The 15,415-nt window shown below is 64.2% G+C and carries 11 protein-coding genes and 1 pseudogene; 7 read left to right on the forward strand and 5 right to left on the reverse strand.

Features of this window, described 5'->3' with window-relative positions; all coding sequences use genetic code 11:
• Positions 1-112 precede the first annotated feature (112 nt).
• From rsmA to QIY50_12770, 4 genes are read right to left on the reverse strand one after another with little or no spacing between them, the layout of a single operon-like run.
• Positions 113-916, reverse strand: a complete 804-nt coding sequence (rsmA, locus tag QIY50_12755; protein ID WGV22938.1) for a 16S rRNA (adenine(1518)-N(6)/adenine(1519)-N(6))-dimethyltransferase RsmA — start codon at positions 914-916, stop codon at positions 113-115.
• Entirely contained in the window at positions 913-1,902 is a 990-nt protein-coding gene (gene pdxA, locus QIY50_12760) for a 4-hydroxythreonine-4-phosphate dehydrogenase PdxA (protein ID WGV22939.1), read from the reverse strand. The genes rsmA and pdxA overlap by 4 nt, the downstream gene beginning before the upstream one ends.
• Complete coding sequence (surA, locus tag QIY50_12765; GenBank protein ID WGV22940.1) at positions 1,899-3,218, reverse strand: peptidylprolyl isomerase SurA; 1,320 nt, start codon at positions 3,216-3,218, stop codon at positions 1,899-1,901. Before surA ends, pdxA begins: the two co-directional genes overlap by 4 nt.
• Positions 3,199-6,030 (reverse strand): LPS-assembly protein LptD, encoded by a 2,832-nt coding sequence (locus QIY50_12770; protein WGV22941.1) that lies wholly within the window; start codon positions 6,028-6,030, stop codon positions 3,199-3,201. The genes surA and QIY50_12770 overlap by 20 nt, the downstream gene beginning before the upstream one ends.
• 130 nt (positions 6,031-6,160) lie before the next feature.
• On the opposite strand from QIY50_12770, the gene QIY50_12775 reads away from it, so the two are divergent.
• Genes QIY50_12775 through QIY50_12785 form a run of 3 tightly spaced genes read left to right on the forward strand, consistent with a single transcriptional unit; the run spans position 6,161 to position 8,614 of the window.
• A complete protein-coding gene (locus QIY50_12775) occupies positions 6,161-7,180 on the forward strand; it encodes a phosphotransferase (protein WGV22942.1) in 1,020 nt (339 codons plus the stop codon).
• Positions 7,177-7,848: a nucleotidyltransferase family protein gene (locus tag QIY50_12780; GenBank protein WGV22943.1), complete on the forward strand. Its 672-nt coding sequence runs from the start codon at positions 7,177-7,179 to the stop codon at positions 7,846-7,848. The genes QIY50_12775 and QIY50_12780 overlap by 4 nt, the downstream gene beginning before the upstream one ends.
• A gap of 1 nt (position 7,849) precedes the next feature.
• The gene (locus QIY50_12785) at positions 7,850-8,614 is read left to right on the forward strand and encodes a TerB family tellurite resistance protein (protein WGV22944.1); all 765 of its coding nucleotides are present in this window, start codon (positions 7,850-7,852) and stop codon (positions 8,612-8,614) included.
• 127 nt (positions 8,615-8,741) lie between these two features.
• Here the strand turns inward: QIY50_12785 and QIY50_12790 are convergent, their stop codons facing one another.
• Positions 8,742-9,734, reverse strand: coding sequence for an alpha/beta hydrolase family protein (locus QIY50_12790; protein ID WGV22945.1), 993 nt, complete (start codon positions 9,732-9,734; stop codon positions 8,742-8,744).
• Between the two features lie 94 nt (positions 9,735-9,828).
• On the opposite strand from QIY50_12790, the pseudogene QIY50_12795 reads away from it, so the two are divergent.
• From QIY50_12795 to QIY50_12810, 4 genes and pseudogenes are all read left to right on the forward strand, one after another.
• Positions 9,829-12,217: pseudogene (locus tag QIY50_12795) on the forward strand (PAS domain S-box protein).
• 7 nt (positions 12,218-12,224) lie between these two features.
• Positions 12,225-12,857: a response regulator transcription factor gene (locus QIY50_12800; GenBank protein ID WGV23050.1), complete on the forward strand. Its 633-nt coding sequence runs from the start codon at positions 12,225-12,227 to the stop codon at positions 12,855-12,857.
• A 295-nt stretch (positions 12,858-13,152) separates the two neighbouring features.
• Positions 13,153-14,277 (forward strand): ABC transporter ATP-binding protein, encoded by a 1,125-nt coding sequence (locus QIY50_12805; GenBank protein WGV22946.1) that lies wholly within the window; start codon positions 13,153-13,155, stop codon positions 14,275-14,277.
• A gap of 40 nt (positions 14,278-14,317) precedes the next feature.
• Positions 14,318-15,352, forward strand: coding sequence for an ABC transporter substrate-binding protein (locus QIY50_12810; protein WGV22947.1), 1,035 nt, complete (start codon positions 14,318-14,320; stop codon positions 15,350-15,352).
• Positions 15,353-15,415: the final 63 nt, after the last annotated feature.

Below are 15,415 nucleotides of genomic sequence, written 5' to 3' on the forward strand. Positions count from 1 at the left end.
TGTGCTGGCCTCTTCGCGGGCCCGCCCGCTCCCACAGGATCCCACCACATTTGAAGGGGGGCTTTACCTGTGGGAGCGGTGCGTGCCCGCGAAGGGGGCGGATCAGCTTGAATCAGGCTTTGGGCTGATCGGCCAACTGGTCAGCCAGGCGCACGAAGGCCGCCAGGTCCAGCTGTTCAGGGCGCAGGCTGCCGTCCACACCTGCAGCCTCGATGGCGGCACTGTCGAGCAGGCCTTTCATGGTGTTGCGCAGGGTCTTGCGGCGCTGGTTGAAGGCTTCGCGTACCACCTGCTCCAGCAGCTTTGCGTCTTTGGCCGGGTGTGGCAGCACTTCGTGCGGTACCAGGCGGACGATGGCCGAGTCCACTTTCGGCGGCGGGTTGAAGGCACCTGGGCCTACATTGAACAGGTGCTCCACGCGGCAGTGGTATTGCACCATGATCGACAAGCGCCCCCAGTCACCACCGCCAGGGCCGGCGGCCATGCGCTCGACCACTTCCTTCTGCAGCATGAAGTGCATGTCGCGAATCAGCCCGGCATGGCTGAGCAGGTGGAAGATCAGTGGGGTGGAGATGTTGTAGGGCAGGTTGCCCACCACCTTGAGGCTGCGCGGTGGCACGCCCAGCTGGTTGAAGTCGAACTTCAGGGCGTCGCCCTGGTGCAGGCGGAAATTGCTACGGCCAGCGAACTTGTGCTGCAGGATCGGCACCAGGTCCTTGTCCAGCTCCACCACGTCCAGCTGTGCGCCGCTACCCAGCAGGCCTTCGGTCAGGGCGCCCTGGCCCGGGCCGATTTCCAGCAGGTGTTCGCCAGCCTTGGCGTTGATGGCACGCAGGATGCGGTCGATGATGCCGGCGTCATGCAGGAAGTTCTGGCCGAAGCGCTTGCGCGCCCGGTGTTGGTATTGCTCGTTCATGGTCGGTTCTCGGCCATCTGGTAGGCGGTTTCCAGCGCGACGCGCAGGCTGCCGGTGTCGACCTTGCCGGTGCCGGCCAGGTCCAGGGCGGTGCCGTGGTCAACCGAGGTGCGGATGATCGGCAGGCCCAGGGTCACGTTGACCGCAGCACCGAAGCCTTTGTACTTGAGTACGGGCAGGCCCTGGTCGTGGTACATCGCCAGCACCGCGTCGCAGTGCTCCAGATATTTGGGGGTAAACAGGGTATCGGCCGGCAGTGGTCCGCGCAGGTCCATGCCTTCGGTACGCAGGCGGGCCAGGGTCGGCTCGATGATGTCGATTTCCTCGCGGCCCAGGTGGCCGCCCTCGCCCGCGTGCGGGTTGAGGCCACATACCAGGATGCGCGGGTTGGCAATGCCGAACTTGTCGCGCATGTCGGCATGCAGGATACGGGTTACACGCTCGACGCGCTCGGCAGTGATGGCGTCGGCAATGTCGCGCAGCGGCAGGTGCGTGGTTACCAGGGCCACGCGCAGGCCACGGGTAGCCAGCATCATCACCACTTGCGCGGTGTGGGTGAGTTCGGCGAGGAATTCGGTATGCCCGGAGAAGGCGATACCGCTTTCGTTGATCACGCCCTTGTGTACCGGGGCGGTGATCATCCCGGCGAAATGTCCGTCCAGGCAGCCTTGCCCGGCACGGGTCAGGGTTTCCAGCACGAACGCCGCATTGGCTTTGTCGAGCTGGCCTGGTACTACCGGGGCCGCCAGGGTGGTATCCCAGACGTACAGGCTACCCGCTGGCGCCGGCTGCTCGGGCCATTGGCCCGGCGCTACCGGCAGCAGGTTGACGGCCAGCCCCAGCTGTGTGGCCCGCTCGGCGAGCAGGTCACGGCTGGTGATGGCGATCAGGGGGTGGGGCTGGGCGTCTGCGGCGAGCAGCAGGCACAGGTCGGGGCCTATGCCGGCCGGCTCGCCGGGGGTGACGGCGAAGCGCAGCGGCTTCACTGGGCGGCCTGGTCAGCGCCAGGCAGCTTGATTTCAACGTAGGCCTCGTCGCGGATCTGGCGCAGCCAGGTCTGCAGCTCTTCATCGTACTTGCGGTTGCGCAGTACGTTCATGGCCTGCTGCTCACGCGCCTGCTCGGTGCTGTCGGTGGCACGACGGCCCAGCACTTCCAGGACATGCCAGCCGTACTGGGTCTTGAACGGGCGAGTGACTTCGCCTTGGGCGGCGTTGGCCATCTGCTCGCGGAACTCCGGTACCAGGCTGTTCGGGTCAACCCAGTTGAGGTCGCCGCCGTTGAGCGCCGAACCCGGGTCTTCCGAGAAGCTCTTGGCCAGCTCGCCGAAGTCTTCGCCGTTCTTGATGCGATCGTAAAGGCGCTCGGCCAGTTGCTCGGTGGCCGCATCGCTGCGGATTTCGCTTGGCTTGATCAGAATGTGGCGCACATGCACTTCGTCACGCAGCACGTTCTCGCTGCCACCACGCTTCTCCTCGAGCTTGAGGATGATGAAGCCGTTGGGGATGCGAATTGGCTGGGTGATGTCGCCTACCGCCATGCTGCTAAGCATCTTGGCGAAGTCTGGCGGCAGCTGGCCGGCCTTACGCCAGCCCATCTCGCCGCCTTCCAGGGCGTTTTCGCTGGCGGAGCGGGCAATGGCCAGCTGGCCGAAGTCCGCGCCCTGCTTGAGCTGCTGGTACACATCGCCAACCTGGCGTGCGGCGGCCTGGATGGCTTCCGAGTTGGCCGCTTCCGGGGTCGGGATCAGGATGTTGGCCAGGCGGTATTCTTCCGACATCTGCATCTTGCCGAGGTCGGAGTTGAGGAAGTTCTTCACTTCCTGCTCGGACACCTGGATGCGCTCGGCCACGCGGCGCTGACGCACGCGGCTGATGATCATCTCGCGCTTGACCTGCTCACGGGCGTCGTCGAACGACAGGCCGTCACGGGCCAGGGCGGCGTGGAACTGCTCCAGCGACATGCCGTTGCGCTGGGCAATGGTGCCCATGGCCTGGTTCAGTTCTTCGTCGGTGATGCGGATGCCGGAGCGCTCGCCGATCTGCAACTGCAGGTTCTCGACGATCAGGCGCTCCAGCACCTGCTGGTCCAGCGCGCCGGCGGGCGGCATGCCGCCGCCGCGCTTGGCGATGGTTTGCTGAACCTCGCGGACGCGCTGGTCCAGCTGGCTTTGCATGACCACGTCGTTGTCGACGATGGCCACCACGCGATCAAGAGGTTGTACCGCGGCATGCACCGCGCCACTCAGCAATGCAACGCCCAGCAACGCCGGGCGCAGTCGATCAATAAGCTTGGTCTTCACGTTCACGGTAACCTTGAATGCCTTGGTCGAGGAAAGACTCGACCTTGTTGCCGACTACACCACCGAGGCCTTTCAGGACGATCTGAAGGAAGATGCCGTGGTCGCCCTTTTCGTTAGCCGGGAGGGCCTGGCTGAAGTCGTCGTAGTCGATCCAGTAGCGGTTGATCAGGCGCAGCTTCCAGCAGCAGTTGTCGTACTCGAAACCGCCCATGGCTTCCAGGGTTCGGTTGCGGTTGTAGTCATGCTGCCAGCGAGCGATGACGCTCCACTGCGGAACGATCGGCCAGATGACCGAGAAGTCATGCTGCTGGATCTTGTAGTAGTCCTTGATGTAGTTCTCGCTGCCTGGGACGCCATAGTCGCCACCGCCCACTTTCCAGGTACCGGTCGTGGAGTCGTAGGAGATGGTGTCGTTACGGTAGCGATAACCGAGGTTGACCACCTTGTTCGGGTTGTCTTCAGGCTGGTAGTGGAACATCGCGCTGCCCGAGCGGGTGCTGCGGCTGTCCGGGTCCCAGTTGAAGTCCGAATTGAAGCGCCAGTCGCGGTTGAAGAAGTAGTTGTACACCAGCGCGTACGGCGATACATCGGACTTTGCATCGTCACGGGTACGGTAGTTGATGCCTGGCAACTGGACCTTGCGGTCCTTGAAGTAGTACGCCTGACCGATGCTGAAGTTCTGGCGTTCGAAGCCGTTTTCTTCGATCCAGCGGGTGGTCACACCCAGCGACAGCTTGTTCTCGTCACCGATACGGTCGGTACCGCTGAAGCGGTTGTCACGGAATAGCGAGTCGTAGCTGAACAGGGTTTCACCCGAGTCGAACAGCGGAATGTCCTTCTGGTCCTCGTACGGGACGTACAGGTAGTACATGCGCGGTTCGAGGGTCTGCTTGTAATTGTTGCCGAACAACGAGGTATTGCGGTCGAAGTAGAGCCCGCTGTCCACGCTGAAGATCGGGATGTCGCGGTTCAGCGAACTGTTGTAGCTGCCGTACGCCGGGTTGGCCGACTGTGCGATTGCCTGGGCTTTGCCCTGGCTGTCCAGGTCCAGATCGTAGTGGGTGTACGCGTACTTCAGCTTGGGGGTCAGGAAACCGTAGCTGGCTTCCATCGGCAGGCTGATCGACGGCGCGATGTTGAAACGGTTGCCGTTGGCGCGAGCGATGCCGGAAACGTTCTGATCCAGTCGACGGCCGCCTAGCACTGCTCCAGTGACCGGATCCCTGACGACGCCTGCAGTCGTATCCGGCAGGCCGTCTTCGTTGAAGACCAGATCGTCTTTCAGGTCACGATCAAAGCGAACGGCTTCAGTTTCATAGCTGAGGTTCAGCCCACCCGGCTCAAACGGCAGCTTGCCATTGAAGGTAATCTGCGGCAGGCGATCATACGGCGTGATCTTCGAGATGGTCGCCATCTCGTAGGCATGCACGTTCAACCGTGCGGTATAGCTGTCACCACGATAGGTCAGAGCACCCTGCTGGTTCAGCAGGTCCTGGGTTTCAATACCGATCTGATCGGATTCCAGGTCCTGGAAGTAGAACGGGTCGCTGATGTCGGTGTAGTCCACCTCTGCCATCAGGCGCTCGTCCAGCCCGCCCTTGTGCTGCCAGTTGACCATCCAGCGCTGTTCTTTGTAGTCAGTCTGGTCTTTGCGGTCGTCGTTCTTGTCGTTGAGGTACGCGCCACCGAACTGGCCTTCGCTGGAAGGTGTCAGGTAACGGAACTCGCCTTCCATCAGCAGGCCGCGCTTGGTCATGTAGCGCGGGTACAACGTGGCATCGTAGTTCGGCGCCAGGTTGAAGTAGTACGGCGTGACCAGCATGAAGCCGGTGTCGCTGGTGCTGCTGAACGATGGCGGCAGGAAGCCGGACTGGCGACGGTCGTCGATCGGGAAGTAGATGTACGGTGTGTAGAACACCGGGAAATCCTTGACCCGCAGCGTAACGTTGGTCGCGGTACCGAAACCGGTGGCCGGGTTCAGGGTGATGTTGTTGCCCTTCAGCTGCCAGGCGTTGCTGCCCGGTTCGCAGGTGGTGTACGTACCGTCCTTGAGGCGGATGATGGCGTTTTCGCCACGCTTGGCGTACAGGGCACTGCCGCGGATGTGCGACTTGTGCATCACGTATTCGGCGTTGTCGACCTGGGCTTCGCCCGTGTCGAGCTGGATCTGTGCCTCGTCACCGACCACCAGCGAACCGTTGTCACGGATCTTGACGTTGCCCTTGAGCTCGCCACGGTTTTCGGTCTGGTAGAGGTTGGCCTCGTCGGCTTCGGCCTGCATGCTGCCCTGGCGCATCACCACGTCACCGGCGAGGGTAGCGATCTGCTGCTCCTGCTGGTACTTGGACACCTTGGCGTTGATGTAGGTCGGCGACTCGTCCTTCGGCGTGGTGTCGGCCATACCCGGGCGGGTTGGCTCGATGTACGCGCCACCGCAGTACGGGCCGGTTTCGGCCAGCTGCGCGGCAGTGAGCTTTTCACGCGGAACCCAGTCCAGGTGGCTGTAGTCTTCGCTGCGCGACTTCAGGGCACGGCCTTTGGCCTCGGTGACCAGCATCGGCCGGTCGGCAGTTTCGCCTTCGCTCGCGGCTTCGGTGCCGGTGCTGACGGCAGCACCCTCGTGCACCGGGCGCGGCGGCAGGTTGTTGACTGGGGTCTTGGGCTTGCAGTCCCAACCACCGGAGGCGGACACTTGGCAGTCGAACTGTTCGGCTGCCACCACGTAAGACGTGGCCAGAGGTTGCAGGGCCAGCAGACCGCCGGTTACCAGCAACGGAAACTTTCTACGAAACGCGGGGGATTTCAATGCCATCTTATTAGTCCGGGCTTCCTGCGTGCCATCTGCCCGCGTGTGGGGCCGCACGCCTCTCGATGGTCTGAAAAAGATGCTGGATAATAAAGCATGACCCGCTTGACGGCTAGGGCCGTCGGAGACCCTTGTAATGCCTGAACACGATGTACGCCTGCAACAACTGACGGTCTGGCTCGATGAGCAGCTCAATGATCTTTTCCGTAAAAACGCCTGGGGCGAGGTGCCCGCAGGCAGCCTGACTGCGGCCAGCAGCGACGCCAGCTTCCGCCGTTATTTCCGCTGGCAGGGCGCTGGCCACAGCTTCGTGATCATGGATGCGCCACCGCCGCAGGAAAACTGCCGACCGTTCGTCGCCATCGACCACCTGCTGGCCAGCGCCAACGTGCATGTACCGCTGATCCACGCCCAGGACCTGGAGCGTGGCTTCCTGCTGCTGGGTGACCTGGGCCACCAGACATACCTTGATATCATTGATGCGGACAATGCCGACGGCCTGTTCGCCGACGCCATCGACGCGTTGCTCAAGTTTCAGCGTCTGCCAATGGACGCCGAGTTGCCGAGCTATGACGACGCCCTGCTGCGCCGCGAGGTCGAACTGTTTCCCGAGTGGTACGTGGGGCGTGAACTTGGCGTTACCTTCAGCGAAGCGCAGCAAACCAGCTGGCAGCGTATCAGCCAGATGCTGATCGACAGCGCCCTGGCCCAGCCCAAGGTGCTGGTGCACCGCGACTACATGCCGCGCAACCTGATGCAGAGCACGCCCAACCCCGGCGTGCTGGACTTCCAGGATGCCGTGTACGGCCCGGTCACCTACGACATCACCTGCCTGTTCAAGGACGCCTTCCTCAGCTGGCCGCAGGCGCGTGTCGAGGGCTGGTTGCGCGATTACTGGCAGCAGGCGCAGGCTGCCGGGATCCCGGTGCAGGCCGACTTCGAAGCGTTCCAGCGTGCCAGCGACCTGATGGGTGTGCAGCGCCACCTGAAGGTGATCGGTATCTTCGCCCGTATTTGCCACCGTGACGGCAAACCCCGCTACCTGGGCGACGTGCCGCGCTTCTTCGCCTATATAAAAGAAGTGATCAGCCGTCGGCCCGAATTGGCGGAGCTGGGTGAGCTGATTGCCGAGTTGCAGGCCGGAGCGCGTGCATGAAGGCAATGATTCTGGCTGCGGGCAAAGGCGAGCGCATGCGCCCGCTGACCCTGCACACCCCCAAACCGCTGGTCGCTGTCGCCGGCCAGCCACTGATCGAGTACCACCTGCGAGCGCTGGCTGCGGCGGGCGTCACCGAGGTGGTGATCAACCATGCCTGGCTCGGCCAGCAGATCGAGGACCACCTGGGCGACGGCAGCCGTTTCGGCATGAGCATTCGCTATTCGCCCGAAGGCGAGCCGCTGGAAACCGGCGGCGGCATCTTCAAGGCCCTGCCACTGCTGGGAGATGCGCCGTTCCTGCTGGTGAACGGCGATATCTGGACCGACTACGATTTCGCGCGCCTGCAGGCCCCCCCGCAAGGCCTGGCTCATCTGGTGCTGGTCGATAACCCTGGCCATCATGGCCGCGGCGACTTCCGCCTGGTGGGCGAGCGGGTGGTCGATGGTGACGATGCGCCTGGCACGTTGACCTTCAGCGGCCTTTCGGTGTTGCACCCGGCGCTGTTCGAAGGCTGCCAGCCCGGTGCCTTCAAGCTGGCGCCGTTGCTGCGCCAGGCCATGGCTGAGGGCCAGGTCAGTGGCGAGCACTACCGTGGGCACTGGGTGGACGTCGGTACGCTCGAACGCCTGGCCGAGGCCGAGCGCCTGATTGGCGAGCGCGCCTGACATGTGGTGGCCAAGCACGGTGATTGGTGCCGGTGCCGGCTTTGCCGTTGCCAGCATCCCCGGGGCTTTGCTCGGCGCGTTGCTGGGGCAGGCCATTGATCGCCGCCTGCGTTTGCAAGGCTGGGAGGACATGCGCGAACGCCTCAGCGGGCGCCCGGCCTTGCGGGACGACGAGTTGCTGTTCGTGATGCTCGGGCGCCTGGCCAAGTGCGATGGCCGGGTGGGTGAGCAGCATATCCAGCAGGCGCGCCAGGAGATGGTGCGCCTGGACCTGACCGAAGCGGCCCGGCTACGCGCGATAGCCGCGTTCAACCGTGGCAAGGCGGGCAAGGACCGGCTGGGTGGGCACTTGCGGCGCATTCGCCAGCAGCCGCATGCCGCCGAAGGCACCCTGCGTGCCTGTTGGCGCATGGTCTGGGCTGACGGCAAGATGGGCAACAAAGAGCGTGAACTGTTGCTGGACTGGGGGCAGAAACTGGGCCTGAGCCGGCGACAGGTGCAGGCCATGTCGCTGGAGTATGAGCCGCGCAAGGCGGGGCCGGAAGGGGTGGCCATGACCTATGCGGCGGCGTTGCGCTTGCTGGCGGTCGAGGCAGACACCGATGGCGACAAGGTCAAGCAGGCGTATCGTCGGCTGGTCAGCCGGCACCACCCGGACAAGCTGGCTGGCACCGGTGCCAGCGAGGCGCAGGTGCGTGAAGCGACCGAGCGGACCCGGGAGTTGCATCAGGCTTATGCCATGATCCGCAAGCGGCGGGGGCTTTGATGCCCTGCGCGGTACCTGTAGGAGCGGCCTTGCGTCGCGAAAGGGCCGCAAAGCGGCCCCAGCGATATCTGCTGCGAAGCTGACTACTTGGGGCCGCTACGCGCCCCATCGCGACGCAAGGCCGCTCTTACAGGCTCATCCACCCTCGCACCCGGCGGAACAGTTGTTCCTGCTCGGCCGCCTTGTTCCCCGGCATGGCAATCAGCGACAACTGCCGGTACTGGCTGTCCTTCTGCCGCTTGCTGGCCTGCAGGCGCTGCGCGGCGGCATTGCGGTCAGCGCTGCGGGTGGCGTAGTAGATGTCGGCAGTCGGCACTTTCAAGGTCGGGGCCAGGCTTTCCAGGTCATGCTCCACCCGCGCTGGGGTCTGCGCGGCGACCATCACCAGTTTTTGCACCGGCGGTGGCTGTTTCTCGCTCAGGTAGCGGGCCGCCCAATATGCGCCGCTGCCGTGGCCAATCAGCACGATGCTGCGGGCGTTGTGCTGCTGGGCAAAGGCCACCGCGGCATCCAGGCGGGCAAAAACGCGCTCGGCATCGGCCGGGTCGGTTTGCTCGCTGGCCTGTTTGGCGTCGGTACTCTCTGCGGTGTCTGCATCGGCCGCCGTAGCTTGGGCGACGTTGGCATTGGCATCGGCTGGCACGTCCTTGGCCGGGGCGCTTTCGCCCTTGTCTGGCTCCGGCTGGGCAGCCGGCCTGGCCTCGACCCGCGCCTGCGGGGTGTCGGCGAGCAGGTCGGGCAGGCTGATGCTCAGGCTGTGCCAGCCGATATCGGGAAACTTCTGCCGCAGCGGGCCGACCGCATTCGGCCAGTCAGCCGTTTCGCCAGCCCCCGGGACGATGATGACCGCCCCCTGCGGATCGCTGTCGTTGGCCGGTTTCCACAGGGCCAGGAAGTTGTCGGCGCCGGCCTGCAGGGTTTGCTGCTCGGCCTTGGGCACCAGCCGCTCGAGTGCCTGGGCATCCTCCTGGCTACGCTCCAGCAGCGGTGGGCGAGGGGCTTGGGCAGGGGGGGCCTCGGTGGCGGTGGAGGGTTTTTCGACATCGGCGGCCAGGGCGCCGAGTGGAAGGATCGAGGCCAGGCAGCACATTGCCAGCGTCGTGCGATAAAGTGTGGACATGAGTCAACCCAGGGCCAGAATGATACCGGCAGCCTAATAGTATTTGCCCGTGACGGCCATGCTGCATGGCCGCTTTGCCAAGACGAGCGTGTAGATGAAGCGAATGCGTCGCCTGTTGGTTATCGGCTGCTTGTGGCTGCCCTTGATTGCATTGGCCAGCCCCGAGGCGGTGCCCACAGTTGCCTTGGAACCGGCCCAGCAGCAATGGCTGGATACACACCGCAGCCTGCGTGTCGGCCTTGTATTGCAGGCCCCCTACGCTCAGTTCGACCGGCGCTTGCAGCAGCTGTACGGGGCCAACGTGGAGCTGGTCAGCAGCCTGGCGCAGGCGCTGCGGCTGGACCTTACCTGGCGCAACTTCGCCGACCAGGCCAGCCTCGAGCATGCTCTGCAGGCCGGCGAAATCGACTTTGCCCCAGGGCTTACCCAGACCCCCGCCAGCCTGCGTCTGTGGCTGTTCAGCGACCCTTACATGCGTGTGCCGCAACTGGTGGTTGGGCCGCGCACCGGGACCATGGCCGTGGACCTGGAAACGCTCGAGGCCGAGCAGCGGGTGGCGGTACGCATGCCCAGCCAGCTGGCGGACTACCTGCGTGGCAACTACAGCAACCTCAACCTGCAAGGGGTGCCCAACGAGCGCGAGGCCCTGCAGCTGGTGGTGGGTGGTCAGGCCAGTTTCGCCGTGCTGGACGAAGCCCAGCTCAGCCGCCTGTCGCGCGAGAGCGAGTTCGGCGAGCTGGCCGTGGTCGGTGATATCGGCCTCCCGCAGCTGTTGCGCATCGGTTCGCGGCGCGACTGGCCGCTGCTGGCCGATGTGCTCGAGCGTGGCCTGCAGGCGCTGCCGGCCAAGGAGCTGGAGCAACTGCACCAGCGTTGGCTGCAGCCAAAATACCCACGGCTGAGCGAGTCGACCGGTTTCTGGCAGAACCTGGCCTTGCTGTCGGGCATGCTGCTGTTGTGCGCACTGGCCACCCTGGTATGGCAGCGTCGGCAGCAGCGCCAGCTGGAGCGCAGCCTGCTGGCGACGCGAGAGAGCCTGGTGGAGCGGCAGGTGCGCGAAGAAGCATTGCGCCTGAGCCAGTTCGCCATCGATCAGAGCACGGTAGGCATCCTCTGGGTCAACTGGGACAGCCACGTGCGCTACGCCAACCATGCCGCCGAGCGCATGTTGGGTTACGGCGAAGGCGCGCTGCTGGAGCGGCCGCTGAGCGACTTTGAACCCGGCCTGAGCATGGACCGCTGGCTGGAGCTGTGGAAGGGCGCGCGCACCGGGGCGGGCGGTGTCGGCCAGTTCGAGACGCAGTGCCTGCGGGCTGACCACAGCCTGCTTCCGGTCGAGCTGTCGTTTGAGTTTTCTGCGCTTTCGTGATTCCGAATACCTGGTGGTCTACCTCGCCGATGTCACCGAGCGCCATCGCGCCCTGGCGGCCCTGCGCGAAAGCGAGGCGCGGCTCAAGGGCATTGCCGGCAACGTGCCGGGGCTGGTGTTCCGCCTGGAGCGCGACCCGGCCGAAGGCGATCTGGAGTTCCCCTACATCAGCGAGGGCAGCGAGGCCTTGGTGGGTTACGCGCCCAGCGAGATCCAGCACCCGCAGATGGGCCTGCGCAATCTGGTACATCCCGACGACCGCGCCGATTACCACCGGGTGCAGGACCTGGCCCTGGCCAGCGACCAGGACTGGTCCTGGCAGGGGCGCATCCTCACCCGCCAGGGGGAGCAGCGCTGGGCCGACATCAAGGCCAGTACCCGGCGCCTGGGCAACGGCCAGGTGGTTTGGGACGGCGTGGTGTGGGACATCACCCAGGGCAAGCGGGCCGAGCTGGCCCTGGCCAGGTCCCAAGAGCAGTTGCGCGAATTGTCGGCCCACCTCGAGAGTGTGCGGGAGGAAGAAAAGGCCCGTATCGCCCGGGAAGTGCACGATGAACTGGGGCAGATGCTGACCGTGCTGAAACTGGAGGTGTCGATGTGCGAGCTGGCTTTTGCCGAGCTGGACCCGGGCCTGAACGAGCGCCTGGCCAGCATGAAGCGCCTGATCGCCCAACTGTTCCAGTTGGTGCGCGACGTGGCCACCGCCTTGCGCCCGCCGATTCTCGATGCCGGCATCGCTTCGGCCATCGAATGGCAGGCACGGCGTTTCGAGGCACGTACGCAAATCCCCTGCCTGGTGCAAGTACCGGATAATCTGCCAGCATTGAGCGATGCCAAGGCCACCGGGCTGTTCCGTATCCTCCAGGAGGCGCTGACCAATGTGATGCGCCATGCCCAGGCGCACAGCGTGGAGATCGAACTGGTGCGTGAGCACGGGCAATTGCGCATGACTGTCAGCGATGACGGCCAGGGCTTTTGCCGTGACCAGCCCCGGCCCACCTCGTTTGGCCTGGTAGGGGTGCGCGAGCGGGTGCTGATGCTGGGCGGCAGCATGGCGCTGGAAAGTGAACCGGGCGAAGGCACCAGCCTGAGCGTTGCCATACCGTTGGAGTAGGAGAGCGATCGTGATTCGAGTGCTGGTGGCCGAAGACCACACCATTGTCCGTGAGGGCATCAAGCAGTTGATTGGCCTGGCCAAGGACATGCAGGTGGCGGGGGAGGCCGGTAATGGCGAGCAGTTGCTGGAAACCCTGCGCCACACGCCGTGCGAAGTGGTGTTGCTGGATATCTCTATGCCGGGCGTGAACGGCCTGGAAGCGATCCCGCGGATCCGTGCGTTGCACGATGCGCCGGCAATCCTGATGCTGTCGATGCACGATGAAGCGCAGATGGCGGCGCGGGCGCTGAAGGCCGGGGCGGCGGGTTATGCCACCAAGGACAGCGACCCGGCGCTGTTGCTGACCGCGATTCGCCGGGTTGCCGCTGGCGGGCGCTATATCGACCCGGCGCTGGCTGACCGTATGGTTTTCGAAGTAGGCCTGACCGAGTCGCGGCCCTTGCATACGCTGCTGTCGGAGCGGGAGTTTTCGGTGTTCGAACGCCTGGCCCAGGGCGCCAACGTCAACGACATCGCTCAGCAGCTGGCGCTGTCCAGCAAGACCATCAGCACCCACAAGGCGCGCCTGATGCAGAAGCTGAAAGTGAACTCGCTGGCCGAGCTGGTGAAGTACGCCATGGAGCACAAGCTGGTCTGATTGCGACATGCCTGCTCTTTGAACTTACCGAGGCCCCTGTGGGAGCGGGCGTGCCCGCGAAAGGGCCTGACCTGCCGATCTCCATGGCTGAACCGGCCCCTTCGCGGGCAAGCCCGCTACCACAGGTTTGGCGGGTGGCGCGGATGAGCATTCCAAACCCGCCATCGTTGTAGGGGAATCCCTACAAAAAATCTTCCATCCGGATGATGGCATTCTCTCAGCAGCCCCCGATTTCCCGGCGCTTGCCGCTTGTCTAGTCTTTGCCTACGCAGTCATCCAACAAGAAGGTGCAGGCATGAGCGAGGCGAAGTCGAACGCTGCAACCAGCGAAACGCTGGTCAGCTTCCGTGGTGTGCAGAAGAGCTACGACGGCGAGTCGCTGATCGTCAAAGACCTCAATCTGAATATTCGCAAGGGCGAGTTCCTCACCCTGCTCGGCCCGTCCGGGTCGGGCAAGACCACCAGCCTGATGATGCTGGCCGGCTTCGAAACCCCTACCGCCGGTGAAATCCAGCTGGCCGGGCGGTCGATCAACAACGTGCCGCCACACAAGCGCGATATCGGCATGGTGTTTCAGAACTACGCGCTGTTCCCGCACATGACCGTGGCGGAGAACCTGGCCTTCCCGCTGACCGTGCGCAACCTGAGCAAGACCGACATCAGCGAACGGGTCAAGCGGGTGCTGAACATGGTCCAGCTCGACGCCTTCGCCAAGCGCTACCCCGGCCAGCTGTCCGGCGGCCAGCAGCAGCGGGTGGCCCTGGCCCGGGCACTGGTGTTCGAGCCGCAGCTGGTGCTGATGGACGAACCGCTGGGCGCCCTCGACAAGCAGCTGCGTGAACACATGCAGATGGAGATCAAGCACATTCACCAGCGCCTGGGCGTGACCGTGGTGTACGTGACCCACGACCAGGGTGAAGCGCTGACCATGTCCGACCGCGTGGCGGTGTTCCATCAAGGCGAAATCCAGCAGATCGCCGACCCGCGCACGCTGTACGAAGAACCCTGCAACACCTTCGTCGCCAACTTCATCGGCGAGAACAACCGCATCAACGGCACTTTGCTCGCCAGTGATGGCAAGCGCTGCCAGGTGCAGTTGCCGCGTGGCGAGCGGGTCGAGGCGCTGGCGGTGAATGTCGGCCAGGCCGGCGAGCCGGTGACCCTGTCGATCCGCCCGGAGCGCGTGCGCCTGAACGGCCACAGCGAAAGCTGCGTGAACCGTTTCTCGGGCCGGGTGGCCGAATTCATTTACCTGGGCGACCACGTGCGGGTGCGCCTGGAAGTTTGCGGCAAGGGCGACTTCTTCGTGAAACAGCCGATTGCCGAGCTCGACCCGGCCCTGGCCGTGGGCGATGTGGTACCGCTGGGCTGGGAGGTGGAGCACGCCCGCGCGCTCGATCCGATTGCCGAAGCCCATTGATGGATTGCTTCACCAACCCTGTACTGTGGAGAGAATAATAATGCGCAAGCAGTTGAAACTGACCGCCCTGGCCCTGGGGCTGTTCGCCGCCGGCCAGGCCATGGCCGCAGACCTTACCGTGGTCTCGTTCGGTGGCGCCAACAAGGCAGCCCAGGTCAAGGCGTTCTACGAGCCGTGGGAAAAGGCCGGCAAGGGCAAGATCGTCGCAGGCGAGTACAACGGCGAAATGGCCAAGGTCAAAGCGATGGTCGACACCAAGAGCGTGTCGTGGAACCTGGTGGAAGTGGAGTCGCCAGAACTGGCCCGCGGCTGTGACGAGGGGATGTTCGAAGAGCTCGACCCGGCCCTGTTCGGCAATGAGGGTGACTATGTGCCGGGTGCCATCCAGCCCTGCGGTGTGGGCTTCTTCGTATGGTCCACGGTGTTGGCCTACAACGCCGACAAGCTGAAGACCGCACCGACCAGCTGGGCCGATTTCTGGGACACCAAGAAATTCCCGGGCAAGCGCGGCCTGCGCAAGGGCGCCAAGTACACCCTGGAATTCGCCTTGATGGCCGACGGAGTGGCGCCGAAGGATGTGTACCAGGTGCTAGGCACCAAAGAGGGCGTGGACCGCGCCTTCAAGAAGCTCGACGAACTCAAGCCAAGCATCCAGTGGTGGGAAGCCGGCGCCCAGCCGCCACAGTACCTGGCCTCGGGTGACGTGGTCATGAGCTCGGCCTACAACGGTCGCATCGCTGCAGTGCAGAAAGAAAGCAACCTGAAGGTGGTGTGGAACGGCGGCATCTATGACTTCGACGCCTGGGCCATCCCGAAAGGCGCCAAGAATGTCGAGGAAGCGAAGAAATTCATTGCCTTCAGCGTACAGCCTGAGCAGCAGAAGACCTACTCCGAGAACATCGCCTACGGCCCGGCCAATTCCAAGGCCGTGAGCCTGTTGTCGGATGAAGTGAAGAAGGACATGCCGACCACGCCTGAGAACATTGCCAACCAGGTGCAGATCGACGTGGCCTTCTGGGCCGACAACAGCGAGCAGCTGGAGCAACGCTTCAACGCCTGGGCGGCGAAGAAGTAAACGACCAGTGCGGGGGGCCGCTTTGCGGCCCATCGCCGGCAAGCCAGCTCCCACAGGGACCGC

This window comes from Pseudomonas putida (assembly GCA_029953615.1).
GTDB lineage: Bacteria > Pseudomonadota > Gammaproteobacteria > Pseudomonadales > Pseudomonadaceae > Aquipseudomonas.